25 protein-coding genes, 1 tRNA gene and 1 pseudogene are annotated in these 25,899 nt (G+C 66.8%); 18 read left to right on the top strand and 9 right to left on the bottom strand.

Annotated features, from left to right (window positions below):
• Positions 1 to 18: 18 nt before the first annotated feature.
• From frr to rseP, 5 genes are read left to right on the top strand one after another with little or no spacing between them, the layout of a single operon-like run.
• Positions 19 to 582 (top strand): ribosome recycling factor, encoded by a 564-nt coding sequence (frr, locus tag ACSSV8_RS13925; RefSeq protein WP_454282836.1) that lies wholly within the window; start codon positions 19 to 21, stop codon positions 580 to 582.
• Entirely contained in the window at positions 582 to 1,325 is a 744-nt protein-coding gene (locus ACSSV8_RS13920; protein WP_454282835.1) for an isoprenyl transferase, read from the top strand. The genes frr and ACSSV8_RS13920 overlap by 1 nt, the downstream gene beginning before the upstream one ends.
• The gene (locus tag ACSSV8_RS13915) at positions 1,322 to 2,095 is read left to right on the top strand and encodes a phosphatidate cytidylyltransferase (protein WP_354539505.1); all 774 of its coding nucleotides are present in this window, start codon (positions 1,322 to 1,324) and stop codon (positions 2,093 to 2,095) included. Before ACSSV8_RS13920 ends, ACSSV8_RS13915 begins: the two co-directional genes overlap by 4 nt.
• On the top strand, positions 2,092 to 3,267 hold the full coding sequence (gene dxr / locus ACSSV8_RS13910; RefSeq protein WP_454282834.1) for a 1-deoxy-D-xylulose-5-phosphate reductoisomerase: 1,176 nt from the start codon (positions 2,092 to 2,094) through the stop codon (positions 3,265 to 3,267). Before ACSSV8_RS13915 ends, dxr begins: the two co-directional genes overlap by 4 nt.
• Before the next feature lie 3 nt (positions 3,268 to 3,270).
• Positions 3,271 to 4,617 carry an RIP metalloprotease RseP gene (rseP, locus tag ACSSV8_RS13905; protein ID WP_354539507.1) on the top strand — a complete coding sequence of 449 codons (1,347 nt, stop codon included), beginning with the start codon at positions 3,271 to 3,273 and terminating at the stop codon, positions 4,615 to 4,617.
• Positions 4,618 to 4,627: 10 nt separating this feature from the next.
• Here the strand turns inward: rseP and ACSSV8_RS13900 are convergent, their stop codons facing one another.
• Complete coding sequence (locus ACSSV8_RS13900) at positions 4,628 to 5,515, bottom strand: LysR family transcriptional regulator ArgP (protein WP_454282833.1); 888 nt, start codon at positions 5,513 to 5,515, stop codon at positions 4,628 to 4,630.
• 90 nt (positions 5,516 to 5,605) lie between these two features.
• Between ACSSV8_RS13900 and ACSSV8_RS13895 the strand changes: the two genes are divergently transcribed.
• The 4 genes from ACSSV8_RS13895 (at position 5,606) to ychF (ending at position 9,358) form a co-directional block, all read left to right on the top strand.
• Positions 5,606 to 6,199: a LysE/ArgO family amino acid transporter gene (locus tag ACSSV8_RS13895; protein WP_454282832.1), complete on the top strand. Its 594-nt coding sequence runs from the start codon at positions 5,606 to 5,608 to the stop codon at positions 6,197 to 6,199.
• A gap of 44 nt (positions 6,200 to 6,243) precedes the next feature.
• Positions 6,244 to 7,170: a pirin family protein gene (locus tag ACSSV8_RS13890; RefSeq protein WP_354539510.1), complete on the top strand. Its 927-nt coding sequence runs from the start codon at positions 6,244 to 6,246 to the stop codon at positions 7,168 to 7,170.
• 97 nt (positions 7,171 to 7,267) lie between these two features.
• Positions 7,268 to 8,188 carry a DMT family transporter gene (locus tag ACSSV8_RS13885; RefSeq protein ID WP_454282831.1) on the top strand — a complete coding sequence of 307 codons (921 nt, stop codon included), beginning with the start codon at positions 7,268 to 7,270 and terminating at the stop codon, positions 8,186 to 8,188.
• 72 nt (positions 8,189 to 8,260) lie between these two features.
• The gene (gene ychF, locus ACSSV8_RS13880) at positions 8,261 to 9,358 is read left to right on the top strand and encodes a redox-regulated ATPase YchF (RefSeq protein ID WP_454282830.1); all 1,098 of its coding nucleotides are present in this window, start codon (positions 8,261 to 8,263) and stop codon (positions 9,356 to 9,358) included.
• A 61-nt stretch (positions 9,359 to 9,419) separates the two neighbouring features.
• Here ychF and ACSSV8_RS13875 read toward each other — a convergent pair whose 3' ends face one another.
• Positions 9,420 to 11,342 carry a hypothetical protein gene (locus tag ACSSV8_RS13875; RefSeq protein ID WP_454282829.1) on the bottom strand — a complete coding sequence of 641 codons (1,923 nt, stop codon included), beginning with the start codon at positions 11,340 to 11,342 and terminating at the stop codon, positions 9,420 to 9,422.
• A gap of 173 nt (positions 11,343 to 11,515) precedes the next feature.
• Between ACSSV8_RS13875 and purM the strand changes: the two genes are divergently transcribed.
• From purM to ACSSV8_RS13860, 3 genes are all read left to right on the top strand, one after another.
• Positions 11,516 to 12,562, top strand: coding sequence for a phosphoribosylformylglycinamidine cyclo-ligase (gene purM / locus ACSSV8_RS13870; RefSeq protein ID WP_454282828.1), 1,047 nt, complete (start codon positions 11,516 to 11,518; stop codon positions 12,560 to 12,562).
• A complete protein-coding gene (gene purN, locus ACSSV8_RS13865; RefSeq protein ID WP_454282827.1) occupies positions 12,559 to 13,152 on the top strand; it encodes a phosphoribosylglycinamide formyltransferase in 594 nt (197 codons plus the stop codon). The genes purM and purN overlap by 4 nt, the downstream gene beginning before the upstream one ends.
• A gap of 257 nt (positions 13,153 to 13,409) precedes the next feature.
• Complete coding sequence (locus ACSSV8_RS13860) at positions 13,410 to 14,750, top strand: DEAD/DEAH box helicase (protein WP_454282826.1); 1,341 nt, start codon at positions 13,410 to 13,412, stop codon at positions 14,748 to 14,750.
• Between the two features lies 1 nt (position 14,751).
• Here the strand turns inward: ACSSV8_RS13860 and ACSSV8_RS13855 are convergent, their stop codons facing one another.
• From ACSSV8_RS13855 to rocF, 3 genes are read right to left on the bottom strand one after another with little or no spacing between them, the layout of a single operon-like run.
• Positions 14,752 to 15,336, bottom strand: coding sequence for an isochorismatase family protein (locus ACSSV8_RS13855; protein WP_454282825.1), 585 nt, complete (start codon positions 15,334 to 15,336; stop codon positions 14,752 to 14,754).
• On the bottom strand, positions 15,326 to 16,384 hold the full coding sequence (locus tag ACSSV8_RS13850; RefSeq protein ID WP_454282824.1) for an ornithine cyclodeaminase: 1,059 nt from the start codon (positions 16,382 to 16,384) through the stop codon (positions 15,326 to 15,328). The genes ACSSV8_RS13855 and ACSSV8_RS13850 overlap by 11 nt, the downstream gene beginning before the upstream one ends.
• A 10-nt stretch (positions 16,385 to 16,394) precedes the next feature.
• Positions 16,395 to 17,324, bottom strand: coding sequence for an arginase (rocF, locus tag ACSSV8_RS13845; protein ID WP_454282823.1), 930 nt, complete (start codon positions 17,322 to 17,324; stop codon positions 16,395 to 16,397).
• 116 nt (positions 17,325 to 17,440) lie between these two features.
• Here rocF and ACSSV8_RS13840 point away from each other — a divergent pair, with 116 nt between their 5' ends.
• A complete protein-coding gene (locus tag ACSSV8_RS13840) occupies positions 17,441 to 17,869 on the top strand; it encodes an Lrp/AsnC family transcriptional regulator (protein WP_354539520.1) in 429 nt (142 codons plus the stop codon).
• 276 nt (positions 17,870 to 18,145) lie between these two features.
• On the opposite strand, the gene ACSSV8_RS13835 is transcribed toward ACSSV8_RS13840, so the two are convergent.
• Positions 18,146 to 18,625, bottom strand: coding sequence for a disulfide bond formation protein B (locus ACSSV8_RS13835; RefSeq protein ID WP_354539521.1), 480 nt, complete (start codon positions 18,623 to 18,625; stop codon positions 18,146 to 18,148).
• 4 nt (positions 18,626 to 18,629) lie between these two features.
• Entirely contained in the window at positions 18,630 to 19,208 is a 579-nt protein-coding gene (locus tag ACSSV8_RS13830) for a YqaA family protein (RefSeq protein ID WP_354539522.1), read from the bottom strand.
• Between the two features lie 119 nt (positions 19,209 to 19,327).
• On the opposite strand from ACSSV8_RS13830, the gene ACSSV8_RS13825 reads away from it, so the two are divergent.
• Positions 19,328 to 19,411: transfer RNA gene (locus tag ACSSV8_RS13825), tRNA-Leu, on the top strand.
• Positions 19,412 to 19,480: 69 nt separating this feature from the next.
• Here the strand turns inward: ACSSV8_RS13825 and ACSSV8_RS13820 are convergent.
• Positions 19,481 to 20,050, bottom strand: a complete 570-nt coding sequence (locus ACSSV8_RS13820; protein ID WP_354539523.1) for a YcbK family protein — start codon at positions 20,048 to 20,050, stop codon at positions 19,481 to 19,483.
• 338 nt (positions 20,051 to 20,388) lie between these two features.
• Here ACSSV8_RS13820 and ACSSV8_RS13815 point away from each other — a divergent pair, with 338 nt between their 5' ends.
• The 3 genes from ACSSV8_RS13815 (at position 20,389) to ACSSV8_RS13805 (ending at position 23,772) form a co-directional block, all read left to right on the top strand.
• Entirely contained in the window at positions 20,389 to 22,038 is a 1,650-nt protein-coding gene (locus ACSSV8_RS13815) for a L,D-transpeptidase family protein (protein ID WP_454282822.1), read from the top strand.
• A 265-nt stretch (positions 22,039 to 22,303) separates the two neighbouring features.
• Positions 22,304 to 22,564, top strand: a complete 261-nt coding sequence (locus tag ACSSV8_RS13810; protein WP_454282821.1) for an acyl carrier protein — start codon at positions 22,304 to 22,306, stop codon at positions 22,562 to 22,564.
• A complete protein-coding gene (locus tag ACSSV8_RS13805; RefSeq protein ID WP_454282820.1) occupies positions 22,561 to 23,772 on the top strand; it encodes a beta-ketoacyl-[acyl-carrier-protein] synthase family protein in 1,212 nt (403 codons plus the stop codon). The genes ACSSV8_RS13810 and ACSSV8_RS13805 overlap by 4 nt, the downstream gene beginning before the upstream one ends.
• Positions 23,773 to 23,903: 131 nt before the next feature.
• Here ACSSV8_RS13805 and ACSSV8_RS13800 read toward each other — a convergent pair whose 3' ends face one another.
• On the bottom strand, positions 23,904 to 24,542 hold the full coding sequence (locus ACSSV8_RS13800) for an invasion associated locus B family protein (protein ID WP_354539527.1): 639 nt from the start codon (positions 24,540 to 24,542) through the stop codon (positions 23,904 to 23,906).
• A gap of 411 nt (positions 24,543 to 24,953) precedes the next feature.
• On the opposite strand from ACSSV8_RS13800, the pseudogene ACSSV8_RS13795 reads away from it, so the two are divergent.
• Positions 24,954 to 25,811, top strand: a pseudogene (locus ACSSV8_RS13795) (helicase HerA-like domain-containing protein); the annotation flags it as partial.
• Between the last annotated feature and the right edge of the window lie 88 nt (positions 25,812 to 25,899).

Here is a 25,899-nt window from a genome sequence, read left to right as displayed (position 1 = left end):
GAAGGACAGGGAAACGAAATGGCGGACGATCTGGAAATTGACACGGACGACCTCGAGCGTCGGATGGCTGGTGCGATGGGCGCGCTCAAGACGGAATTTGCCTCGTTGCGCACGGGCCGCGCCTCGGCCTCGATGCTGGAGCCGGTGATGGTCGACGCCTACGGCCAGATGACGCCCATCAACCAGGTCGGCACCGTCAACGTGCCCGAGCCGCGCATGGTCACCATCAATGTCTGGGACAAGGGCCTGGTGAACAAGGTCGAGAAGGCCATCCGCGAGAGCGGGCTGGGCATCAATCCGCAGCTCAACGGCACCATCATCATGCTGCCCATTCCCGAATTGAACGAAGAGCGCCGCCGCGAGTTGACCAAGGTCGCCTCACAATATGCCGAACATGCCCGCGTTGCCGTGCGCAACGTGCGCCGCGACGGCATGGACCAGATCAAGAAGGCCAAGGCCGACGGCATGTCCGAGGACGACCAGAAGCTGTGGGAAGGCGAGGTTCAGGCGCTCACCGACCGCTATATCAAGCTGGTTGACGAGGCGCTCGAGCACAAGCAAGCCGAGATCATGCAGGTCTGATGAAAAAGGTGGTGGCCATGGCGAGCAAGGGGGCCGGGAAGGCCGGGCCGCGCCATGTGGCGATCATCATGGACGGCAACGGGCGCTGGGCGCAAAAACGCGGCCGCCCGCGCCTTTTCGGTCATCACGCCGGCGCGCGCCGGGTGCGCGAGATCGTCGAGGCCTGTCCCGGTCTGGGTGTGAAGTATCTCACGATCTTCGCCTTTTCGACGGAGAACTGGAAGCGCACCCAGACCGAGGTGGCGGGGCTGATGACCCTGTTCCGCCGCTACATCATGAAGGAAATGCAGGATTTCGTGCGCGAGAACGTGCGCGTGCGGTTTATCGGCGATCGCCCCCGGCTGGAGTTGCGTCTGCGCTCGGTGATGGAAGAGGCCGAGGCGATGACCGCGCATTGCACCGGCACCAACCTCACCATCGCGCTCAATTACGGCGGACGCGACGAGGTGGCGCGCGCCACCAAACGGCTTGCACGGGATGTGGCCGAGGGGCGGCTCGATCCCGAAACCGTGGATGAAGAGACGCTGCCGCGCTATCTTGATACCCGCGTGTTGCCCGACCCCGACCTCGTGATACGCACGAGCGGCGAGGCGCGGATCTCGAATTTCCTGCTCTGGCAATCGGCCTATTCGGAATACGAGTTCATCGACACGCTCTGGCCCGATTTCACCCGCGAGATCTTTACCTCGGTCCTCTCGCAATACGGCGCGCGCGAGAGGCGCTTCGGGGCAGTTGGCGCATGAGTGCAAAATGGGGTGATCTTGCGCCGCGTCTGGCGTCGGGCGTGGCGATGGCGGCGGTCGGCCTTGGCGCGGTCTGGGCGGGCGGTCTCATCTTTGCGGAACTGGTCACGCTTCTGGCCGGTCTGCTGATGTGGGAGGCGGCGCGGCTTTTCGGCGCGCCGGATGCCGTGCGCTCGGGCATTCTCGGCGCGGTGGCGGTGGCGCTGGCGTTGTGGCTGCCGGGGCTCTTCGTGGTGCCGCTGCTGGTCGCGGCCGTGCTGGTGGCGGCGGGCAGTATCGACCGCGCGCGCGGCCCGTTTGCGGCGCTGGCCCTCTGGGCGCTTCTCGGGGCCTGGATCATGGGCATGTTGCGCGCCGAGGCGGGGCTCGTGTGGGTGCTCTGGCTGGTGGCCATCGTGGTGGTCTCGGATGTGGCGGGCTATTTCGCGGGCAAGGCCCTCGGGGGGCCGAAATTCTGGCCGCGCATCAGCCCGAAAAAGACCTGGTCCGGCACGGCTGCGGGCTGGATCGGGGCGGGCCTCGTCGGCGCGCTGTTCGCGGGGCCGACCGGGGCGGGCGCGGCGCTTGTGCCGGTCTCTGTCCTCGTGGGCTTTGCCGGACAGATGGGCGACATCGCCGAGAGCGCGGCCAAGCGGATGCAGGGCGTCAAGGACAGCTCCAACCTCATTCCCGGTCATGGCGGCGTGCTTGACCGGTTCGACGCGATGCTGGGCGCGGCGCTGATGGCGGGGCTCTTGCACGCGACGGGTCTTTTGCCGGGGGCGGCATGAGGCGGGTCTCGATCCTGGGCGCGACCGGCTCCATCGGGCAGAGCACCATCGACCTCATCGCGCGCGCGCCCGGTGAGTATGACGTGGTGGCGCTCACCGGCGGGCAGAATATCGCGCGGCTGGCGGCGGATGCGCGGGCGCTCGGGGCCGAGCTGGCCGTCACCGCCGACGAGGCGCTCTTGCCCGATCTGCGCGCCGCGCTTGCGGGGTCGGGCGTGGCGGCCGCCGCCGGGCGCGCGGCGCTGATCGAGGCGGCGGCGCGGCCCGCCGATTGGGTCATGTCGGCCATCGTCGGCGCGGCGGGGCTGGCACCGGGGCTGGTGGCGCTCGAACAGGGTGCCACGCTGGCGCTGGCCAACAAGGAATCGCTGGTCACGGCGGGGCCGCTGGTGCTGGAGACGGCGCGGCGCCACGGCGCGCGCCTTCTGCCGGTGGACAGCGAGCATTCGGCGATCTTTCAGGCGCTGGCGGGGGCGGATGCCGCTTCGGCCAGCCGCGTCATCATAACCGCCTCTGGCGGGGCGTTCCGCGACTGGCCGCTGGAGCGGCTGGCAGGGGCCACGGTGGCCGAGGCCTCATCGCACCCCAACTGGGACATGGGCCAGCGCATCACCATCGATTCGGCGTCGATGTTCAACAAGGCGCTCGAGATGATCGAGGCGCGCGAGTTCTTCGGCTTTGCGCCCGCGAAAATCGAGGTTCTGATCCACCCGCAATCTCTGGTTCATGCGCTGGTGGGCTTTGCCGATGGCGGGCTTATCGCCCATGTGGGGCCGCCCGACATGCGCCACGCCATCGGCTATGCGCTGCACTGGCCCGAGCGGCGCGCGCTGCCGGTGGAGGTGCTCGATCTTGCGGCGGCGGGCACGCTCGAATTCCGCACCCCCTGCGAGACGCGCTATCCGGCGCTGCGGCTGGCGCGCGCGGTGATGGAGGAGGGCGGGCTGGCCGGTGCCATCTTCAACGCCGCCAAGGAGCGCGCGCTTGATCATTTCATCGCCGGACGCCTCGGGTTCATGGCCATGGCACCGCTCGTTGAGACTGTGCTGGAGCGGCTTCTGGCCCTGCCCGAGGCGCGGGGCGGCACGCTGACCCTTGATCGCGTGGCCCATATGGACCATCTCGCAAGGCAGTGCGCCGATCAGGCAGCAAAGAAAATCGAACAGGGATAAACTGTGGACATCATCAGCTTCCTGCCGCAATTCGGCAGTCTTTTCATGACGATCCTGGCCTTTGTGGTGGCGCTTTCGGTGATCGTGGCGGTGCACGAATACGGCCATTACATCGTCGGGCGCTGGTCGGGGATCAAGGCCGAGGTGTTTTCGCTCGGCTTTGGTCCGGTGATATTTGCGCGCACCGACCGGCACGGCACGCGCTGGCAGGTGGCGGCGCTGCCCTTTGGCGGCTACGTGAAATTTCTGGGCGATGCGGATGCGGCCAGCGGCAAGGACGGGGCCGCCATGGCCGCCATGCCACGGGAACGCCTGCGCCAGACCATGCATGGCGCGCCGCTCTGGGCGCGCACGGCGACGGTGGCGGCGGGGCCGGTGTTCAACTTCATCCTGTCGATCCTCATCTTCACCGCCGTGATGATGGGTGGCGGCAAGACCGCCGATCCGCTGACCGTGGGCGCGCTCAAACCGCTGCCGGTCGAGGGCGTGACGCTGCGTCCCGGCGACGAGATCGTGACCGTCTCGGGGTTGCCCATCCCCGACCGCGAGGCCGCGGAGGCCTATGACGGGTTTCTGGACGCGCTGCCGGTGCAGCCTTTGCTTGACTACGAGGTGCGGCGCGACGGGCGGGTGCGCAGCGCCCTGGGTCCGCAGCTCATGCCGCCGCTCGTGGGCGGGCTCTCGCCGCAATCGGCGGCGTTCGATGCGGGGCTTCAGACGGGGGATGTGATCATCGCCGTGGACGGTCGGCCGGTTCATGCCTTCCGCGAACTGCGCGACATCGTCGAGGGTTCGGACGGCGCGCCGCTGGCGCTGTCGGTCTGGCGAGAGGGCGAGGATCTGGCGCTGACGCTGGTGCCGCGCCGCACCGACGAGCCGCAGCCCGAAGGCGGCTTCCAAAGCCAGTGGCGGATCGGCGTGGCGGGCGCGATGGCGTTCGAGCCTGCGACCGAGGCGCTCGGTCCGGTCGAGGCGCTCGGGCAGGCGGTGACGCAGACCGGGCAGATCATCGAGAGCTCGCTCTCGGGTCTCTATCACATGGTGACGGGCGCGATCAGCTCTTGCAACATGTCCGGCCCCATCGGCATTGCTCAGGTGTCGGGCGCGATGGCGAGCCAGGGCGCAGAGAGCTTCATCTGGTTCATTGCCGTGCTCTCGACGGCCGTCGGCCTGCTCAACCTCTTTCCTGTCCCGGTGCTCGATGGCGGGCATCTGGTGTTTTACGCCTACGAGGCCGTGGCGGGCCGCCCGCCCAGCGAACGCGCGCTGCGCGTGCTGATGACGGTGGGGCTGACGCTTATCCTGTCACTGATGCTTTTTGCGGTCTTCAACGATATCTTCTGCCCCTGAGCCATCGGCGTCATTCTGGCGGCAACAGCCCCGCCTTTGCCGCACGGCGCAACGCGCGGCTGAGCGGGCCAAGGGCGGCACCCAAAAGGCGGCTTGACTGCCAATAGAGCGCGGTGTCGAGCGGCTGGTCCTGCCTCAGGGCCACAAGACGTCCGCGCCGCAGGTCGCGCGCGATGAGGGGGTCGGGATTCATCCCCCAGCCAAGCCCGCGCCGCGCCGCCTCGGCAAAGCCATGGGCCGAGGGCAGGCGGTGGCTGGGCGGGCTGAGCGTGGCCCCGGTGGCCTGCGTGATCCAGCGGTGCTGCAACTGGTCGCGGGCGTCGAATTGCAGCATCGGCGCGGCGGCGAGCGTCGCGGCCGTGACACCCTCCGCAAAGTGCCGGGCGATGAAAGCGGGACTGGCCACGGCGATGTAGCGCAACCGACCCAGGGGCGTCACATCGCAGCCGGGCAGGGGGGCCGCGCGCGACGTGATCGCGCCCAGAACCTCGCCGCACATCAGCCGGTCATGGGCGGTGTCCTGATCGTCGATCACGAGGTCGAAGAGGTGCCCGTCAAGCCCGGTGAGCGCCTCGGGCAGCCAGGTGGCGAGGCTGTCGGCATTGATCGCAAGCCGCAGCCGGGTCTGTGGCGGCGGGGCAAGGGCCGAGAGATCGCGCGCCAGATGCGCCTCGAGAAGTGCCACCTGATCGGCATGGGCCGCCAGCCGCTCGCCCGCGCCGGTCGCCGTGCAGGGCGCGCCGCGCCGCACAAGCTGCGCGCCGATGCGGGTTTCCAGCGCCTTGAGCCGTTGCGAGACCGCCGATTGGGTGATCCCCAGCATCCGCGCCGCGCCCTCGAAACTGCCCGATTGCAGGATGGCGCGGAGCGTGGCGAGGTGATCGGCGGGAAAGACCATTAGCAAACCTGATGCTGAATTAGATCATTGAGTTTGAGTAATGCAGCCGACCCCGCTAGGCAAGCGCCGGGCAATGCGGGAGACAGGCAGATGCAGGCAGGCTTGGCGGGCTTCGCGCTCGGGTTTTCGCTGATCCTCGCGATCGGGGCGCAGAATGCCTTTGTGCTGCGGCAGGGGCTGCGGCGCGCGCATGTGCTGGCGGTGGTGCTGGTCTGTGCGCTGTCCGATGCGGTGCTGATTGCGGCGGGCGTGGCGGGGTTCGGCGCGCTGGCCGAAATGGTGCCGGGGCTGGAGCGGGTGATGCGCTATGGCGGCGCGGCCTTTCTGCTGGTTTATGGCGCGCGCAGCTTTCAGGCGGCGTGGCGCGGGGGGGCGGTGCTGGAGGCGGGTGAGGGGGCGGGCAGCCGTGCGCGCGCGGTGCTCACCTGTCTGGCGCTGACCTGGCTCAACCCGCATGTCTATCTGGATACGGTGGTTCTGCTCGGCTCGATCTCGGCGCAATATGACGACCGACTGGCCTTTGGTGCCGGCGCGGTGACGGCGAGTTTTACCTTCTTCTTCGCATTGGGCTATGGCGCGCGGCTGCTCGCGCCGTTCTTTCGCCGCCCCGAGGCCTGGCGCGTGCTCGATGCGGGCGTGGGGGTGGTGATGTGGTCCATCGCGGCGGGGCTGCTTTCGGGCTGAGCGATTTGTGCTAGACTGGCCTCGAAGCCAGAAGGAGAGGCGCGATGAGCTGGAACCCCGGACTGGAGCCCGATTGCCCCGAAGGGGCAGACATGGACGCGATCGAGACGGTGATCGTGCCGCGCGCCCGCGATATCGGCGGGTTCGAGGTGCGCCGCGCGCTGCCCGCGCCAAAGCGGCAGATGGTCGGGCCGTTCATCTTCTTCGACCAGATGGGACCGGCGGAGTTCCTGACCGGGCAGGGGATCGACGTGCGTCCCCATCCGCATATCGGCCTTGGCACGGTGACCTATCTCTTTGAGGGCGAGTTTCAGCACCGCGACAGCCTTGGCACCGACCAGATGATCCATCCGGGGGCTGTCAACTGGATGGTCGCGGGGCGCGGCGTCACCCATTCCGAGCGCACGAGCGACGCGACGCGCCGGGGCGAGAGCCGCCTTTTCGGCATCCAGACCTGGGTGGCCCTGCCCGAGGCGGAAGAAGAGCGCGCCGCGAGTTTCGAGCATCACACCAGCGAGGCGCTGCCGGAGATCGAGGATGGCGGCACACGGCTGCGCCTCATCATGGGGCGGGGCTGGGGCGAACGCGCGCCGGTCTCGACCTTCTCCGAGATGTTCTATGCCGATGTGACGCTTGCCCCCGGCGCGGGCGTGCCGCTGCCCGAGGATCATGAGGATCGCGGCGCCTATGTGCTCTCGGGGTCTGTCAGCGTGGGGGGGCAAGTGTTCGAGGCGGGGCGCATGATGGTTTTTCGCCCCGGCGACCGGCTCTCGTTGCGCGCGGGAGAGGCGGGGGCGCGGGTTTTGCTTCTGGGTGGCGAGACGCTGGGCGGTCCGCGCTATATTTCGTGGAATTTCGTGGCCTCCTCGCGCGAGTTGATCGAGGCGGCCAAGGCCGACTGGGCGTCGCGCGACCACGGCCGCTTTGCCCTGCCGCCGGGCGACGACACGGACTTCATCCCGCTGCCCTGAGCCATGCCTTGACCGGGATATGGCCTTGCGTCTCGCGCATGACAAAGCGCCGCAGCCCGCCTCGACAGGGCGTCTGCGCCGTGACTTAATGCGGTTCATGCGCGCGCAGAGGCCCCCCTTGATCGAGACCCCGTCGAGCCCCGTCCGGGGCGTCATGTGGATGATCCTGACGGGCCTGCTCTTTGTCGGGGTCACCGCTCTGGTCAAGGTGCTGGGCACGCGGATGCCGGCCTCTCAGGCGGCTTTCCTGCGCTATTTTCTCGGGCTGGTGTTTCTCCTGCCGATGCTCGGTACGCTGCGCAACCTGCGGCTGGACCGGGGCACATGGGGCCTGATCGGGGCGCGGGGCGTGCTGCACACGGCGGGCGTGGCGCTCTGGTTCTATGCCATGGCGCGGATCCCCATCGCCGATGTCACGGCGATGAACTACCTCGCGCCGATCTACGTCACCATCGGCGCGGCGCTCTTTCTGGGAGAGCGGCTGGCGGCGCGGCGGGTGATCGCCATCGTCGTGGCGCTGTGCGGCGCGCTGATCATCCTGCGGCCGGGGTTCCGCGAGGTGGGGCCGGGGCATCTGGCGATGCTGGTCACGGCGGTGACCTTCGGCGGCTCCTACCTCATGGCCAAGGTGCTGACCGGGCGGGTCAGCGCGGGCGTGGTGGTGGCGATGCTGTCGCTCACTGTCACGATCGGTCTTGCCCCCATGGCCATCGCCGTCTGGGTGCCGCCGACGCCCTGGGAAATGGCGATCCTGTTCGCGGTCGCCTGTCTGGCCACGGCCGGGCATTACACCATGATGCTGGCCTTCAGCGCGGCACCGCTGACGGCCACGCAACCCGTCACCTTCCTGCAACTGGTCTGGGCGGTGCTCTTGGGTGCGCTGGTCTTTGGCGAGGGGGTGGATGTCTTTGTGATCCTTGGCGGTACGGTGATCGTCGCCGCCGTCAGCTTCATCTCCTGGCGTGAGGCGGTGCTCAAGCGGCGGATCACGCCGCCGGTTTCTGCCACCAAGGTCTGACGCGCTTGACCTTGCCCCCGCCGCCCCCGTAGATGCGCCCCGACACACGAGGCGCACGGGAAAGGCACACCGATGGGATTCAGAATGGGTATCGTGGGGCTTCCCAATGTGGGCAAGTCCACGCTCTTCAACGCGCTGACGCGCACCGCTGCGGCGCAGGCGGCCAATTTCCCGTTCTGCACCATCGAGCCGAATGTGGGTGACGTGGCCGTGCCCGATGCGCGGCTTGACCGGCTGGCCGAGATCGCCGGATCGAAACAGATCATCCCGACGCGGATGACTTTCGTCGATATCGCGGGGCTGGTGAAGGGCGCCAGCAAGGGCGAGGGGCTGGGCAACCAGTTTCTGGCCAATATCCGCGAGACGGACGCCATCGCCCATGTGCTGCGGTGTTTCGAGGATGGCGATGTGACCCATGTCGAGGGGCGCGTCGATCCGGTGGCCGATGCCGAGGTGATCGAGACCGAATTGATGCTGGCCGATCTCGAGTCGGTGGAAAAGCGCCGCGCGGGGCTGCAACGCAAGCTCAAGGGCGGTGACAAGGACGCAGTTCAGGCCGACCGGCTGTTGGCCGCCGCACAGGCGGCGCTGGAGGAGGGGCGGCCCGCCCGCACCGTTCCGGTCGATGCCGAGGACGCGCGCGCCTGGCGGCTCTTGCAATTGCTGACCGCAAAGCCGGTGCTTTATGTCTGCAATGTCGACGAGGCGAGTGCGGCCAGCGGCAATGCGTTTTCCCAAGCGGTGGCGGCCATGGCGGCAGAGCAGGGCGCGGCCTCGGTGGTGATCTCGGCCCAGATCGAGGAGGAGATTTCCAAGCTGGAACCCGAGGAGGCCGAGATGTTCCTGTCGGAAATGGGGCTGGAGGAAGCGGGGCTCGATCGCCTTATCCGCGCGGGCTATGCGCTTTTGCACCTCGAGACCTATTTCACCGTCGGCCCCAAGGAGGCGCGCGCCTGGACCATCCCGCAGGGCACCCCGGCCCCCAAGGCGGCGGGCGTCATCCACGGCGATTTCGAAAAGGGCTTCATCCGCGCCGAGACCATCGCCTTTGAGGATTTCGTCACCCTCGGCGGCGAGCAAAAGGCCAAGGACGCGGGCAAGATGCGGTCCGAGGGCAAGAGCTATGTCGTCAAGGACGGCGACGTGCTGCATTTCCTCTTCAACACCTGAGCGGGGCGGTTGCCGGCGGTCGGTGGTGCGTTGGTATCCGTGTCGGCACCGCGATGACCGCTCAGCCACCCCGCCGCGCGGCGATTTGGGCGAGGATGGTGTCTGCATAAGCGGCATAATGGCTGGCCCCGGCGGCGTGGAACTCCTCCAGTGCCGCGCGCGCGTGGTCTTCTGCCCGATCCAGATGCGCGGCGTCGCCGGTCTTGTCGAAAAAAGCGCGCTCCAAATCGGCAAGGTTGGCGTGGCTCATAGCCCAATCGAGCGGCACGCGGTCGCGGGTGTTTTCCTCCAGGGCGTTGCGATAGGCGATGACGGCCTCTTCCAGCCTTGCGGTGCCGCTCTCGTGTTCCCCGAGGGTTGCTAGCGCAGTGCCGAGGTTCATCTGCGTCCCGGCCCATTGCAGCGGAACGCGGTCGCGGGTGTATTCCTCCAGGGCGTGGCGATAGGCGATGACGGCCTCTTCCAGTCGCGCGGTGCCGTTCTCGCGTTCCCCGAGGGTTCGCAGCGCAGTGCCGAGGTTGATCTGCGCCATGGCCCACTCGAGCGGCACACGGTCGCGAGGGAATTCCGTGAGAGCGTTGCGATAGGCGCTGACGGCCTCGTCCAGCCTTGCGGTGCCACTCTCGCGTTCCCCGAGGGTTTGCAGCGCAGTGCCGAGGTTCATCTGCGTCCCGGCCCATTCCAGCGGCACGCGGTCGCGGGGAAATTCCTCGAGCGCAGCGCGATAGGCGATGATCGCCGCTTCCAGCCGTTCGGTGCCGCTCTCGCGGTCCCCGAGGGTTTGCAGCGCAGTGCCGAGGTTCGTCTGCGCCATGGCCCAAGCCAGCGGCATGGCCTCGCGGGTCCATTCCTCGAGCGCGTTGCGATAGGCGATGATCGCCTCATCCAGCCGTTCGGTGCCGCTCTCGCGTTCACCAAGAGTAAGCAGCGACCCCCCCAGATCATTGAGCGCCATGCCGCGTTCGTCGGCGGTGGTGGCGCGGGTGTGGAGCGCATGGGCAAGGTCGATGGCGATGCGCAGGGGCAGGGCGGTGCCCGTGTCGCGGCCTTCGACATAATGGCAATCTTGCAGCGTGCGCAAATCCTCGAACCCGGCGCGCCCGCCCGCCTCCAGATCGGCCTTTTGGATCAGGAGTTTGGCGGCGCGGGCGCTGTTGCCCTCGAGCATGGCAATCTCTATCCCGCTGTGCAGCAGGCGGGCGGTGCGGGCCTGATGCTGCGCCTCTTCCTCGGCCAAAGCCTCGGCTATGGCGGTGCTGGCGGCGGTATAGTCGCCCGTTGCCGACAGGCGCGCCGCACGCGCCAGCACCTCATCCACGAAATCGCCGTGGTTGGAGGGGATCCGCCCCTCCTGCTGCACCCGCACGGCGATATCCATGGCGTTCTGCAAGTCGAGCCAGGCCTGGCCCAGATCGTCCGTCTCGCGCGCGATGCGTTGGGCAAGGCGGATGATGGCGTTTTCGGTGATCCCCTCATCGCGCAGACGGTCGGATTGGCCGCTCTTGTCGGTGCGCGCCAGAAGTTCCGTCAGCATGGCTTGGGTCGCATCTGACGGCGTCAACACCGGGGCCAGAAGGGCGGGCAGCATGGCGGCGTAATCATCGAGCGCGGTCTGGCCGCAATGGGCCGGGTCGGTGGCGCGGGTCGTGATGTGACCGCGCATATGGTCTGCGATGGTCTCTGCCAGCATATTGCCGCGGGCAAGATCGGTGTGGGTGGGCGGATAGGCCTTGAGCATCTGCACCATGATCCGCTTGCGATCCGGGGTCAGATGCGCGCGTGCCAGATACTGATCCAGCCCGCGCGCCATGTCTTGCGCAACCGACTGCTCTGCGGGCTTGAGGCCCCTGAAGAGTGCAAGACCGGAGAGGGCGGCCCCGATCATCAGCGTCGCCCCGCCAAAGACGCTGGTCTCTGCCGCCGTGGCGACCGCCCCGACACAGGCCGAGACATTGCCCGCGTGCAAAACCTTTTCGACCATCACGCCACCCTCCGCACGGCGACCTTAGCCGGGGGCGCAGGCCGGTCAACGGTTTTCATCCGGCTTCGGCCCCGCGCCGGATCCGGCCGCCGGGGGCGCGGCCGACCCCTGCTTTGCGATTGCGCGGGGCGGGGCAATCGTCTAACCCGTGCCGCGACATGCGAGAGGACGACGCCATGAGCGAGAGCAGGAACGGCATCACCTATGCGGAGGCGGGCGTCGATATCGACGCCGGAAATGCCCTTGTCGAGCGGATCAAGCCCGCCGCCGCCGCCACGCGCCGCCCCGGCGTGATGTCGGGGCTGGGCGGGTTCGGCGGGCTTTTTGATCTCAGGGCGGCGGGGTTCAGCGATCCGGTTCTGGTCGCGGCGACCGACGGGGTCGGCACCAAGCTGCGCATCGCCATCGACACCGGGATCGTGGGCGGCGTGGGTGTCGATCTGGTGGCGATGTGCGTCAACGACCTGATCTGTCAGGGCGCGGAGCCGCTGTTCTTCCTCGACTATTTCGCCACCGGCAAGCTCGAGGTCGAACAGGCCGCGCGTATTGTCGAGGGCATCGCTCGGGGCTGTGCCGCCTCGGGCTGCGCGCTGATCGGTGGCGAGACGGCGGAAATGCCGGGGATGTATCCGGCGGGCGATTTCGACCTTGCGGGCTTTGCCGTGGGCGCGATGGAGCGGGGCGCGGAGCTGCCCAGGGATGTAGCCGAGGGCGATATCCTGCTGGGGCTCGCCTCGGACGGGGTGCATTCCAACGGCTACAGCCTTGTGCGCCGGATCGTCGAGATCTCGGGCCTCGGCTGGGACGATCCCTGCCCCTGGGGTGAGGGCACGCTCGGCGCGGCGCTGCTGGCCCCCACGCGGCTTTATGTGCGCCCCGTGCTGGCGGCGCTGAAGGCTGGCGGCGTGAAGGGCCTTGCCCATATCACCGGCGGCGGTCTGACGGAAAACGTGCCGCGCGTCCTGCCCGAGGGGCTGGGGGTCGAGATCGACCTTGGCGCATGGCAATTGCCCGGTGTGTTCCGCTGGCTGGCCGCGACCGGCGGCATGGCGCAGGCGGAACTGCTCAAGACCTTCAATGCCGGCATCGGCATGGTGGTGGTGGTGGATCCCGCGCGCGCCTCGGAGATCGAGACCGGCCTGACAGCGGCGGGGGAGCGCGTGGCGCGTCTTGGTCGGGTCGTCGCGGGCCAGGGCGTGGCTTACGAGGGCCGCCTGCTGTGACACGGCGCGTGGCGATTTTCCTCTCCGGGGGCGGGTCGAACATGCGCGCGCTGGTGGCCTCGATGGTGGGCGATCACCCGGCGCGGCCCGCGCTTGTCTTCTCCAATGACGCGGGCGCGGGCGGCATCGCCTGGGCGCGCGCGCAGGGCCTGCCCACGGAGGTGGTGGATCACCGCCCCTTCGGCAAGGACCGCGCGGCGTTCGAGGCCGAGATTGCCGGGCGGCTTGTCCCGCACGAGATCGACCTCATCTGCCTTGCCGGGTTCATGCGGGTGCTCACGGCGGGTTTCGTGGGCCAATGGGCGGGGCGGATGATCAATATTCACCCCTCGCTCTTGCCGAAATATCGCGGGCTCAACACCCATGCCCGCGCGCTTGCGGCGGGCGAGCAAGAGGCGGGCTGCACCGTGCACGAGGTCACGCTCGCGCTCGATGACGGGCCGATTCTGGGGCAGGCGCGGGTGCCGGTGCTGGCGGGTGACACGCCCGAGACGCTGGCCGCGCGGGTGCTGGCGCAGGAGCATATCCTTTATCCGATGGTGCTGCGCCGCTTTGCCGCCGGGGACCGTCGCCCGGTCCTGCTGCCCTGACATTCTGCGCACGCGCGCCGTGTCGTGCTTGACTTCTGCGCGCGCCGCCGCCATATGGCGCTCAACCGATATTTCCTGCCGCGTGAGCAGCCCGGCCCTCATGTGCCGTTCAGATGAAATGTCGCGGACCTGTTCCCGAAATCACGCGTGGGGCCAGACACCGGCCGGAGGGTGTGGGCATGTGGCCCCGCCTTGCCCATGGTGCAACCACGATCACGGGTGCGCGGGCAGGGGCCTGGCGCCTGAAAGGACTTGATTTGACTCTTTTCGACACGATGGGCCTGCCCGAGACGCTGACCCGCAAGCTTGCCGCACTTGGCATCACCGAGCCGACGCCGATCCAGACCCGCGCGATTCCGCACGCGCTTGACGGCGATGACGTGATGGGGCTGGCGCAGACCGGCACCGGCAAGACGCTGGCCTTCGGCCTGCCGCTGGTGGCGGGGCTGATGGCCAACCCCGGGCGTCCGGAGCCCAAATCCGTGCGCAGCCTTATCCTTGCGCCGACGCGCGAACTGGCAGGGCAGATCCGCGACGCGCTCATGCCGCTGGTCAAGGACAGCGCGATCCGCATCAACCTTGTGGTTGGCGGCACCTCGATCAGCGCACAGATCAACCGGATGGACCGGGGCTGCGATATTCTTGTCGCCACACCGGGGCGGCTTCTCGACCTCATCGACCGGCGCGCGCTGCGCCTCGACACTGCAAGCTTCCTGGTGCTCGACGAAGCCGATCAGATGCTCGATCTGGGGTTCATCCATGCGCTGCGCCGCATCGCGGGCCTTCTGCCTGCCGAGCGTCAGACCATGCTCTTTTCGGCCACCATGCCCAAGCAGATGGAAGAGATCGCGTCAAGCTATCTGAAAAATCCCCGCCGCGTGCAGGTCAGCCCGCCGGGCAAGCCCGCCGACAAGATCACGCAGGAGGTGCATTTCATCGCCAAGGCCGCCAAGGCCGATCTGCTGATCGAGATGCTCGACAAGCACCGCGATGAATTGGCGCTGGTCTTTGGCCGCACCAAGCATGGTGCCGACAAGCTGGCACAGCGGCTGGAGCAGGCGGGCTACGCGGTGGCCACGATCCACGGCAACAAGAGCCAGGGTCAGCGCGATCGCGCGCTGCGTTCGTTCCGCGACGGTCACTCCAAGGTGCTGGTGGCGACGGATGTGGCCGCGCGCGGCCTCGACATTCCGGATGTGAAACACGTCTATAATTTCGAATTGCCGAACGTGCCGGACAATTACGTGCACCGCATCGGGCGCACGGCGCGCGCGGGGCGCGATGGCGCGGCGATTGCCTTTTGCGCGCCCGACGAGATGGGCGAGTTGAAGGACATCCAGAAAGTTCTGGGCATGACCATCCCGGTTGCCTCGGGCACGCCGTGGGAGGTGATGCCGGGCCAGAAAGCCAAACCCGCAGGCCGGAGCGGACCGCGCCGGAGCGGTGGCGGCGGCAAGCCGGGCGGGGCCAAGACGGGTGCCGGCGGTTATGGCGGCGCGGGCGGTTATGGCGGGGGCAATCACGGCTCTGCCAAGCCGGGGCAGGCCAAGCCGGGGGCAGCGGCACGCAGCCGCCGCCGCACGCGCCAAGCCGCCTGATCTATCTGACAAGCGCCAGCACCTCGCGGAAGCGGGGATGTCTGGCGCTTCTCAGCCACTCGAACAGAACCATCTCGGTGGTGACGATCTCGGCCCCGTGACGCGCCATGCGCGCCAGTGCGGCGTCACGGTTGCCGATCACGCGCGAGGCTGTGGCATCGGCCACAAGTGCCACGCCACGCCCGGCACCCAGCAGCCCCAGAACCGTTTGCAACACGCAGACATGCGCCTCGCAGCCGCAGACGACAAGCCGGCGGGCGGCGGGAATTTCCGTCATGAGGGCGGTGTCGGCACAGGCGTCAAAGCTCATTTTCGCCAGCACCGCCTCGCCCGACTCTGGCGCAAGGTCCGGCACCGTGCGCCCGAGACTGTCGGGGTTCTGCTCGGTAAAGCTGCGCGGCACGTCAAGGAGACGCGCGGCGTGCAACAGCCGCGCGCCATTGGCTACAACCCCCGCGCCTCCATGGATCGCGGGCATGAGGCGGGCCTGATAGTCGATCAACAGAAGGTGAGAGGCGCGCGCGTCAAGCATGGCGCAAGCCTGCCGCGTCAGGGCAGGCTTGGCAAGGGCCGCGTCAGCCTGCACCGGGTCCTGCCCGCATCACCATCCCGAAGAGGTCGCGCGGATCGTCCGGATCGGCGAGCAGGTCGAGCGGGGTGAAAAGACCCGTGCCGGCGATCCGGTCGCGCACGTAACGCAGGGCGCTGAAATCCTCTATGGCAAAGCCCACGCTGTCGAAAAGCGTGATCTCGGCGGCGTTGCGGCGTCCCGGCGCGGTGCCCGCCAGCACCTGCCAGAATTCGGTGACCGGGTGATCGGGGTCAAGCTGCTGGATCTCGCCCTCGATGCGCGTCTGTTCGGGATATTCGACAAAGATCGAGGATCGGTGCAGGATCGCCGGGGCCAGTTCCGTCTTGCCGGGGCAATCGCCGCCGATCGCGTTGATATGCACACCCGCGCCCACCATGTTGTCGGTCAGGATCGTGGCATATTGCTTGTCGGCGGTGCAGGTGGTGATGATCTGCGCGCCCTCCATCGCGGCTTCGGCGGAGTGGCAGGCGACCACCTCGAGCCCCATGCCGGTGAGGTTGCGCGCGGCCTTTTCGGTTGCTGCCGCGTCGATGTCATAGAGCCGCACGGATTTGAGGCCCAGGATCGCCTTCATGGCAAGGCACTGGAATTCCGATTGCGCGCCCGCGCCGATCATCGCCATGGTATCGGCTCCCTTGGGGGCAAGGTGGCGCGCGACCATGGCCGAGGTGGCCGCCGTCCGGAGCGCGGTCAGCACGGTCATTTCCGACAGAAGCACCGGATAACCGTTGCCCACATCCGCCAGAAGCCCGAAGGCGGTAACGGTCTGAAGCCCGTCCTTCGTGTTCTTGGGGTGGCCGTTCACGTATTTGAAGCCGTAAACCTCGCCATCCGAGGTGGGCATGAGCTCGATCACCCCTTCGGAAGAATGCGACGCGATTCGCGGCGTCTTGTCGAACAACTCCCAGCGGCGGAAATCGGCCTCGATATACTCGGCCAGTCCACGCAGCATCGGCTCGATGCCGATATGGTGGACAAGCTTCATCATGTGATCGACCGAGACGAAGGGCACGAGGGCCTTGTCGGAAGGGGCAAGCGTCATGGTCAGGTCCTCAGATATGGGCGTGGGTGGCGCGGTCGAAGACGCGGCGGCCAAGGGCCGAGGCGGCAAGATCGACCATCACCTGCGCGGTGCGTCCGCGCTCGTCAAGAAAGGGATTGAGCTCGACCAGATCGAGCGAAGTCATGAGGCCGCTGTCGCAGATCATCTCCATCACCAGATGCGCCTCGCGGATGGTGGCCCCGCCCGGAACGGTGGTGCCGACGGCGGGGGCGAAGGAGGGATCAAGGAAATCCACATCGAGCGAGACATGCAGCGCGCCGTTCCGGGCGGCGACATGATCGAGGAACTCCGCCAGCGGGCTGGAAATGCCGCGCTCGTCGATCTCGCGCATGTCGTGGCGGCGGATTTTCGTCGGCTCCAGCGCCGCGCGCTCGGCCGCATCCACCGACCGCAGACCCAGCAGGCAGATGTTCTCCTCGGGGATCGGGTGGGCCACGGGCGGAAAGCCGTGAAAGCCCGCACGCCCGGTGACATAGCCGATGGGCGTGCCGTGCAGGTTGCCCGAGGCGGTGCTTTGCGGGGTGTGGTAATCGCTGTGCGCGTCGAGCCAGAGCACGAATTGCGGGCGATCCGCGCGGGCCGCATGGGCCGCCACCCCCGCAACCGAGCCGAGCGACAGGCTGTGATCACCGCCCAGAAAGATGGGCAAGCCTTCGGCCATGGCCGCTTGCCCCGCCTCGATCAGCGCGGCGGTCCAGCCTGCCGTCTTGGCGGGTTGGTGGACATGGGGCGGCATGTCGGGCGCGGGCGCGGCAGGCGCGGGGGCAAGATTGCCCCGGTCGCTGACACGGTGGCCGAGGTCGCGCAGCGCCTCGGCAATCCCCGCGGTGCGATAGGCATCCGGCCCCATGAGACAGCCGCGCCGGTCCTTGCCGCTATCGACGGGCGCGCCGATGAGAATGATATCCTTGACGGACATGTCTGGCCTCCTGTGACGGGTTGCGCTGAAGGTGACGTCGAATTCGGTTGATTGAAAGGGATTGTTTTGAACATAACGGGCGCAATTCAGTCAAAACGAACGCAAGAGGCTTCGATATGGATGACACCGACCGCCGCCTGCTCTCGGCGCTGCGCCACGATGCGCGCGCTTCGCTCTCGGATCTGGCGCTTGGTCTTGGCGTGTCGCGCACCACCGTGCGGGCGCGGATCGAGCGGCTTCAGGCGAAAGGCGAGATCGTCGGCTTTTCGGTGGTCTTGCGCGACGATACGCTGCGCGATCCGGTGCGCGGGCTGATGATGCTGGGCATCGAGGGGCGCGGCACGGACCGGATCATCCGGCAATTGAACGGGTTGAGTGCGGTGCGCGCGATCCACGCGACCAACGGCCGCTGGGATCTCATCGTCGAGATCGGCACCGAGACGCTGGAGGCGCTCGACCGGGTGCTGGCGCAGATCCGCCGCTTCGACGGGATTTCGGGTTCGGAGACGAGCCTGTTGCTCAATACCTGGAAATCGGGGGGGTAGGGGAGTGGCCTGTCATGGCTTGAAGGTGACGGTCGCCTCCTGTCCCCCGCGCGGAATCAAGGCGTGCTTGCACGCCGCCGCGCGTGCGCCCGACCGCCCCGTCGCACCGAAGGTGCGCCGATTATAATCGGCACGCCTCCGGCGTGGCGGGCGGGCGCTTCTGCAACGTCAAACTCCCTTCAATCGTTCCAGTATTTGGCACCATAAAGCGACCACCAAAGCCCGAGCAGCGCCCACCCGCGGTCGGGCCCTCGCGCGGCTCCACCAATGTCCCCTTCAGGCCCCCCGCCGCCCCTGCCGCGCGCGCAGCGCCATCAGCCAGACGAGCATCAGGCCGAGCGAAACCACCATGTTCCAGCTTGCCATCGACAGGCCCCACATTTCCCACGGCACCTCGTCGCAGCGCACCAATGGCGCGGCCATGATCTGCGCGAAGAGATCCTCGGTGCTCAGGCCTCCGACCGGGCCGCCCGAGCAATCCGAGGGGCCTTGCCACCAGCCGCGCTCCACCCCGGTATGGTAGCCGCCAATGGCGGCGGTGGCGAGGGCGGCAAGCGCGCCCAGACCGGCCATGAGCGTGGGCAGGGCGACAAGACCGGCCAGGCCAAGGCCAATGGCGATGCCATGCGGCCAGCGCTGCCAGATGCAGAGCTTGCACGGCGCCATGCCGCCCAGATGCTGAAAGGCAAACGCCCCGAGCAGAAGGGCGGCGGAGCCTGCGGCGGCGAGCAGAAGGAGGGTTTTCTGGCGTGTCATGGTCTCAGAGATAGCGTGTGAGGTAGAAGCCGCCGAACAGCAGCACGATGAAAAGGATGGTCAGCAGGCCAAGCTTGCGCTCGATGAAGTCGCGCACCGGCGCGCCGAATTTCCACAAAAGTGCGGCCACGAGGAAGAACCGGATACCGCGCGCGAGGATCGACGTGGCGATGAAGGTGCCAAGCGGCATCGCCGTCCAGCCCGACATGATGGTGATGACCTTGTAGGGAAACGGGGTCACGCCTGCCGTCAGCACCGCCCAGAAGCCGAAATCGTTGAACCGGGTGCTGAAGGCGGTCATGGCATCGCCCTTGCCGAGCGCGGCGAGGATCGGTTGGCCGAGCCCCTCATAGGCAAACGCGCCGATGGCATAGCCGAGCATCCCGCCCAGCACCGAGGAGACCAGTGCCACGGTTGCAACCAGCCAGGCGCGCGAGGGGCGCGCGAGGATCATGGGAATCATCAGCACATCGGGCGGAATCGGAAAAACCGAGCTTTCCGCGAAGGAGATCACCGCGAGCACCCAGAGCGCGTGCCGATGTTCGGCCATGCGGATCGTCCGGTCATAGAGCGCGCGCAGCATCGGTGTCTCCCTTTGGGTCTTGGCGCGGACACACCATGCGGGGCGGGCGCGGTCAAGATCCGTTTCGCTGCAACTGGCTCTGGACGGGGCCGCCGTGCTTGGCTAAAGACGCATCAGGCGCGGGTGTGGCGGAATGGTAGACGCGAGGGTCTCAAACACCCTTTCCGCAAGGAGTGTCGGTTCGAGTCCGACCACCCGCACCATTTTCAGAAAGGCAAAAAGCGGCACGGATGCGCCGCCTTTGCTTGTATATCTGTTGTCGCGCTGCCCGCTCAGCGGCCCCAGCTTCGCACCGGGCCGCAATCCATGTGAACGAAGTTCGAGCCCGAGTATCGCCCGACGCCGCCGCCGCCACAGGCCACGCCCGCGCGGTAAATCTGATCGACCGAGCGGCTGCCGAGGCGCAGATCGGCGGCCTCGCCGATCATGTGGCGCGAATTCTTGGCCACCCCGCCCGACCGTGAGCGCAGCATGGCGTTGGTCTGCGGGCTGCGATAGCCGCTGAGCAGCGTGTAGGGCTCGCTCGCCGCGAGCAGATTGTGGCTTGCGGTCAGGATATCCACCGTGCGCCGGTCGATGCCATGCGCCTGATTGGTGCGCCAGTCGCGCATGAACACGTTGATTTCCTTGAGCGCCTCGGGGATGTATTCACCCTCAATCCAGTAGATCGTGTCGATCCGCTCTCCGGTGCGCGGAGACACCATGCGCAACCTTCGGATGTCGCCCGCCCCGCGCAGGAACCCTGCTGCATTGCCGAAGGTCGGAGCCGCTGTGACGAGTGTCGCGGCAAAGGCCGCAAGGACGCCACGGCGGGAAAGTCCAGTCGAGCTGAAATCAGTCATTGATAGCGCCTGTCCCGTCGCCTGTATGAGCCACTGTTTCGCGGCTTGTGTCATCATCCCCAGATGCCGGTTTTGTATGGCATAACAAGAATCATCAACCAAGCCCCCTTTTGTCACACTGCGTGAACGGCAAGCGGTTTCGGCGGGAATCTGCGCATTGTCGGCCGCTGTGGCGGCAATGCGACCCCGGTGCCGAAAAGCCCCACGTCACGTGGATTTGGGAAAGCGTGACATGAAAACGTTAGGAAAGAATTGAGGTTTCAGTGAAATATTGGCAGGATCGAAAGCGAAAGCACGACTGGGAGAGACGTATGGGTATGGTGCCGGGACTTTGGAGCATGGGTGCGGTTTTCTGTGTGCTGGGCACGCTGGCCGCGACCGCGCCACGCGCGGAGGGAACGCCCGGTCTGCTCGCGCCCGCGGTGTCGGGCGCTCTGGCCGAGGCGCTGGCCGTGGCGCAGGCGCGCGCCGAGGAGACGGCCTTTCGTCAGGCGGTGGCAGAGGCGGCGGCCCCGGACCGGGCGCTGGCGGACTATTACCGGGAAAGTGGCTATGCGCCGCTCTGGACCGGAGAGGGTGAGGCGGATCGCGCGCGGCGCGCGGCGCTGTTGCGCGCGCTTGGTGAGGCGGGCGTGCATGGCCTGCCGGTGGCGCGCTACGATGTGCCGGGCCTGATGGCGCGGCTGGGCGATGTCCGCTCGGTGCAGGCGCTGGCCGAGGTGGAGGTGGCGTTGAGCCGTGCCTATCTTGCCTATGCGCGGGACCTGCAAAGCGGCATCGTTATTCCGTCGCGCGTGGATGGCGATATCAAGCGCGAGGTTGCGCGCCGGGAGGCGTCGGATCTGCTGGACGAGTTGCGCGCGAAAGAGCCGCGCGCGGCCCTGCGCGCGCTGGCGCCGCAATCGAACGAATACCGCCGTCTGCAAAAGCAAAAGCTGGATCTGGAACGGCTTGTTGCCGGGGGCGGCTGGGGCGCGCCGGTGGCGACGGAAAGTCTCAAGCCCGGCGCGACCGGTCCGGCGGTGATTGCGCTGCGCAACCGGCTCGTGGCCCTGGGGTATCTCACGCGCAGTGCGGCGGCCTCTTATGACGGCACGATCCAGACGGCGGTGCAGGCGTTTCAGGGCGATCACGGGCTTGAACCCGATGGCGTCGCGGGGCCGAGCACGATGGCCGCCCTCAACACCACGCCCGAGGAGCGGCTGCGCTCGGTGATCGTGGCGATGGAGCGCGAGCGCTGGCTCACCGATGCGCGCGGCACGCGGCATATCCTCGTAAACCTTGCCGATTTCAGTGCCCGCATCATCGACGACGACCGCATCACCTTCGAGACCCGCGCGGTGATCGGCAAGAACACGAGCGACCGGCGCAGCCCGGAATTCTCTGACGAGATGGAGCATCTGGTCATCAACCCGACCTGGCATGTGCCGCGCTCGATCATGGCGCGGGATTACCTGCCGCGGCTTCAGGCGAATCGCAATGCCGCCTCCTATCTCAAGATCTATGACAGCCGGGGGCGGGAGGTGCCGCGGGGCGCGGTGAATTTCAATGCGTATAACGGGCGCAATTTTCCCTTTGCGATCAAGCAGCCGCCATCGGACAGCAATGCGCTCGGGCTGGTCAAGTTCATGTTCCCGAACAAGTGGAACATCTACCTGCACGACACGCCGCAAAAAGAGCTGTTCCAGCACGAGAAGCGTGACTTCAGTTCGGGCTGCATCCGCCTGCAACAGCCCTTCGATTTTGCCTACGAGATATTGTCGCGCCAAGAGGCGGACCCAAAGGCATTTTTTCACTCGGTCCTGGCGACGAAACGCGAGACCTATGTGCAGCTCGAGGAGCATGTTCCGGTCCACCTGATCTATCGCACGGCGGTGACGAAACCCGGCGGCAAGATGCAGTATCGCGGCGATGTCTACGGTCGGGACGCCCGCATCTGGGAGGCGCTGGAACGCGCGGGTGTGACGCTTGGCGGGCCGAACAGCTAAAGCAATTTCGGAAAAATCTGATAGACTTTTTCGGTTCGAAATTGTGTCAAATCAAATCCTCAAAGCGTTTCCGTGTTTCAGCGAAAAACCGGAACGCCGGAGATCCGGTGCCGTGGCAAGTGATCCATCGTAATCGCGGCGGTGCGGCAGCGCCGCCGCAAAAGATTGTGCGCGCGGGGCTCAGCCTTTAAAAATCCGTTACGTAACTGACGCACAAGACCCCGAGATGCGCCCCCGCCGGGGCGGTGAAAGGAAAGACCGCATCATGAGCAGCATTCAGGACCGGGTGATCGCGATCATCGCCGAACAGGCGGTGCTCGAACCCGCAGATGTCACCCTTGACAGCACGCTGGAGGATCTGGGCATCGACAGCCTCGGCCTTGTCGAGAGCATCTTTGCCATCGAGGAAGCCTTTGACATCGCGGTGCCGTTCAACGCCAACGAGCCGGAGAAGAGCGATTTCGACATTTCCTCCGTGCGCTCGATCATCGCGGGCATCGAGCGGCTGATCGCGGAGCAGGCGTGAAACGCGTTGTCATAACCGGGGCGGGCACGATCAACGCGCTTGGCCATGATGTGCCCACGACGCTCGAGTCGATGCGCGAGGGGCGCTGCGGCATCGGCGATCTGGAGTTCAGGGATGTGGAGCGGCTGTCGATTCGCATCGGCGGGCAGGTCAAGGGCTATGATCCGGTGGCGCGCTTCAACCGGCAGCAACTGGCGCTCTATGACCGGTTCACGCAGTTCACGCTGATTGCCGCGCGCGAGGCGATCGGGCAGGCGGGGCTTGAGTTCTCCGGCGAACTGGCAGCGCGGGCGGGGGCGATCCTTGGCAATTCCGGCGGCGGCATGACCACGCTCGACGAGAATTACCGCACCGTCTACGAGGAGGGCAAGAACCGGGTCCATCCCTTCGTGGTGCCCAAGCTGATGAACAACGCCGCCGCCAGCCACCTGTCGATGGAGTTCAACCTCAAGGGGCCGACCTTCACCGTCTCGACGGCCTGTGCGTCGTCCAATCACGCCATGGCGCAGGCCTTCCAGATGGTGCATGGCGGCATCACCCCGGTGATGGTGACGGGCGGGTCCGAGTCCATGCTGTGTTTCGGCGGGGTCAAGGCATGGGAAGGGCTGCGGGTGATGAGCCGCGACGCCTGCCGCCCGTTCTCGGCCAATCGCAACGGCATGGTGCAGGGCGAGGGCGCGGCGATCTTTGTCTTCGAGGAGCTGGAGCACGCGAAGCGGCGCGGCGCGGAAATCCTGGCCGAGGTGGTCGGCTTTGCCATGACCTCGGACGCGGCCGATATCGTCATGCCCTCGAAACAGGGCGCGGCGCGGGCGATCGCGGGTGCGCTGCGCGATGCACGCGTGAACCGCGAGGACGTGGGCTATATCAACGCCCATGGCACCGGCACGGCGGCCAATGACAAGACCGAATGCGCGGCGGTGGCCGATGTCTTTGGGCATCATGCCGACAAGCTGATGATCACCTCGACCAAGTCGATGCACGCGCACCTCATCGGCGCGACGGGGGCGGTGGAACTGCTGGCCTGCATCATGGCGCTGCGCGACGGGGTGATTGCGCCCACCATCGGGTATGAGGAGCCGGACCCGGAATGCGCGCTCGACGTGGTGCCGAACGAGGCGCGCGAGGCGCATGTCGATGTCGCGCTGTCGAACGCGTTTGCCTTTGGCGGGCTGAATGCGGTCATGGCTCTGCGGCGGTTCGGCTGAGGCGCTCATGAGGGGATATCCCCGGGTCTGGCCCGAGGATGACGGGGTCCCCAAAAACATGACCCTCCGGCCAAGCCGGAGGGTCTTTTGTCGGGAGACCCTCAGTGCATGTCCGAGGGTGACAGGGCGCCTCAGTTCGTGATCGTCGAGGTCGCCTCGAAGGCGGCAGTGAAGCCCACGAGCGAGGCGTCGATGCGCACGATCTGATCCGGGGCCTGGGCGGGCACGATTTCGATCGTGGCTTTGGAACCGCGTTTCATTGCGTCGATATCGACCTGCGCCAAACCGATCCGCGAAAAGCATCCTGCCATGGTGCAGAACGAATAGGCATAGCTCTTGGCCTTGCCGCTATCCACCGAAAGCTTGACCTCTTCGGTGAGCAGCGTGCCGAGCGGCACCGCGAGCGTGGCCCCGGCCACAACCTGACCGCCGCCGGCAAGGCGGTAGATGCTGATTTCGGCCACGGGATTGCCGGCCTCCTCGGTCAGGAGCTGATACATCTGGCACAGGTCGTCGCCCTGGCCCTCAACCTCGTTGGGAAAGCAGCGCATCGACCAGTCGCCATGGGTCTCCCGGATATAGGGGGCGTTCTCGTCATCGACCACGCGTCCGGTATCGAGCCCGGGCACCGGGTTGACCGGCGCTTCGGTCTGCGCCGGGGCGGCGTCGGTCTGGGCATCGCCTGCCGGGCTTTCGGCCTGTTGCGCGCCTGCGGCGGTCGATACGGCGAGAAGAGCGGCGAGAGTGAGGCGGAACACGGTCTTGGACATTTTATCCCCATGGGTTTCGGACGAGTTTGGCAGGCGTCTACCACGTCGGCTGGGGAGTGTCAGGATGAAATCGCGTCTCCGAAGCAGGCGCGGGCGACATGTCGCGCGCGGCTATGCTGCCCCCGCACAAGAAGAAAGAGGCCCGTGGACCTCTTTCAAACAACGTTTCTCTCCCCGTCGGACTGGCCGACTTAGTATTTGGCTGAACGCTAGGACAGAAGACCGGTTGCGTCAACAGGTGAAGTGGGGCCGTGAAGAAAAAAGGCCGCACCCGAGGGCGCGGCCAGTCTGACAGGGAGGAAGTCACCCGGTCCGGGAGGACACTCGGGACCGGGCGTGATTTCACTCTGGCACAGAAGGGTTAAGATTGTATGGTCGCACCGTGACGATTTCTGGACCGGGAGGGGTGGCGTGTCAGAGGCGATTTTCGTGGGTGGCGGCGGGCCGGACTATGGTGCGGCGCAGGAGCTTTTGCTGAAATTCGGCAACCGGCACGGGCTTATTGCCGGGGCGACCGGCACCGGCAAGACGGTGACGCTGCAAATTCTGGCCGAGGGATTCTCGGATGCGGGCGTGCCGGTGATCCTGTCGGATATCAAGGGTGACATCTCGGGCATGGCCGAGGCGGGCGATCCGGGAGGCAAGCTGCACGGGCCCTTTACCGAGCGCGCCGCGCGAATCGGCTTCGACGGGTTTCGCTATGACGCTTTCCCGGTCATCTTCTGGGATCTCTTCGGCGAGCAGGGACATCCGGTGCGCACCACCGTGGCCGAGATGGGGCCGCTTCTGCTGGCGCGGCTGATGGCGCTCTCGGAGGCGCAGGAGGGGGTTCTCAACATCGCGTTCCGCGTCTCGGACGAAGAGGGGCTGCCGCTTCTGGATCTGAAGGATTTGCAGGCGCTCCTGACCTTTGTGGGTCAGCAGGCGGCCGAGTTGTCGCTGCGCTACGGCAATGTCACGGCGGCCTCGGTGGGGGCGATCCAACGGGCGCTTCTGGTGCTGGAAAATCAGGGCGGCGCGTATTTCTTCGGCGAACCGGCGCTGGATCTTTCGGATCTCATGCGGGTGACGCCAGAGGGGCGGGGGCATGTCAACATCCTTGCCGCGGACAGGCTGGTGCAATCGCCGCGCCTTTATGCAACCTTTCTGCTGTGGCTGCTGAGCGAGCTGTTCGAGGAACTGCCCGAGGTGGGCAATCCCGACAAGCCGAAGCTGGTGTTCTTTTTCGACGAGGCGCATCTGTTGTTCGACGATGCGCCCAAGGTCGTGTCGCGAAGGTGGTGGAAATTTGAAGGTGGCGTAATCTCCGGGTGAACGAAACCCACCCAACCGGCGGCTGGCACCGCCAAGGAGATCA

Source organism: Roseovarius sp. MBR-79 (assembly GCF_053628555.1).
This window is presented reverse-complemented; position numbering and strand designations above follow the sequence as displayed.

Excerpts from the sequence above, each read along its gene's own strand:
- ACSSV8_RS13920 (WP_454282835.1), top strand. The coding sequence starts at position 582 with ATGAAAAAGGTGGTGGCCATGGCGAGCAAGGGGGCCGGGAAGGCCGGG.
- ACSSV8_RS13895 (WP_454282832.1), top strand. The coding sequence starts at position 5,606 with ATGCAGGCAGGCTTGGCGGGCTTCGCGCTCGGGTTTTCGCTGATCCTC.
- ACSSV8_RS13815 (WP_454282822.1), top strand. The coding sequence starts at position 20,389 with ATGGGTGCGGTTTTCTGTGTGCTGGGCACGCTGGCCGCGACCGCGCCA.
- ACSSV8_RS13850 (WP_454282824.1), bottom strand. The coding sequence starts at position 16,384 with ATGACGCTTGCCCCTTCCGACAAGGCCCTCGTGCCCTTCGTCTCGGTC.
- purM (WP_454282828.1), top strand. The coding sequence starts at position 11,516 with ATGAGCGAGAGCAGGAACGGCATCACCTATGCGGAGGCGGGCGTCGAT.
- ACSSV8_RS13900 (WP_454282833.1), bottom strand. The coding sequence starts at position 5,515 with ATGGTCTTTCCCGCCGATCACCTCGCCACGCTCCGCGCCATCCTGCAA.
- rocF (WP_454282823.1), bottom strand. The coding sequence starts at position 17,324 with ATGTCCGTCAAGGATATCATTCTCATCGGCGCGCCCGTCGATAGCGGC.
- ACSSV8_RS13810 (WP_454282821.1), top strand. The coding sequence starts at position 22,304 with ATGAGCAGCATTCAGGACCGGGTGATCGCGATCATCGCCGAACAGGCG.
- ACSSV8_RS13800 (WP_354539527.1), bottom strand. The coding sequence starts at position 24,542 with ATGTCCAAGACCGTGTTCCGCCTCACTCTCGCCGCTCTTCTCGCCGTA.
- frr (WP_454282836.1), top strand. The coding sequence starts at position 19 with ATGGCGGACGATCTGGAAATTGACACGGACGACCTCGAGCGTCGGATG.
- ACSSV8_RS13885 (WP_454282831.1), top strand. The coding sequence starts at position 7,268 with ATGCGCGCGCAGAGGCCCCCCTTGATCGAGACCCCGTCGAGCCCCGTC.
- ACSSV8_RS13820 (WP_354539523.1), bottom strand. The coding sequence starts at position 20,050 with ATGACTGATTTCAGCTCGACTGGACTTTCCCGCCGTGGCGTCCTTGCG.
- ACSSV8_RS13830 (WP_354539522.1), bottom strand. The coding sequence starts at position 19,208 with ATGCTGCGCGCGCTCTATGACCGGACGATCCGCATGGCCGAACATCGG.
- ACSSV8_RS13835 (WP_354539521.1), bottom strand. The coding sequence starts at position 18,625 with ATGACACGCCAGAAAACCCTCCTTCTGCTCGCCGCCGCAGGCTCCGCC.
- ACSSV8_RS13890 (WP_354539510.1), top strand. The coding sequence starts at position 6,244 with ATGAGCTGGAACCCCGGACTGGAGCCCGATTGCCCCGAAGGGGCAGAC.
- ychF (WP_454282830.1), top strand. The coding sequence starts at position 8,261 with ATGGGATTCAGAATGGGTATCGTGGGGCTTCCCAATGTGGGCAAGTCC.
- ACSSV8_RS13915 (WP_354539505.1), top strand. The coding sequence starts at position 1,322 with ATGAGTGCAAAATGGGGTGATCTTGCGCCGCGTCTGGCGTCGGGCGTG.
- ACSSV8_RS13840 (WP_354539520.1), top strand. The coding sequence starts at position 17,441 with ATGGATGACACCGACCGCCGCCTGCTCTCGGCGCTGCGCCACGATGCG.
- dxr (WP_454282834.1), top strand. The coding sequence starts at position 2,092 with ATGAGGCGGGTCTCGATCCTGGGCGCGACCGGCTCCATCGGGCAGAGC.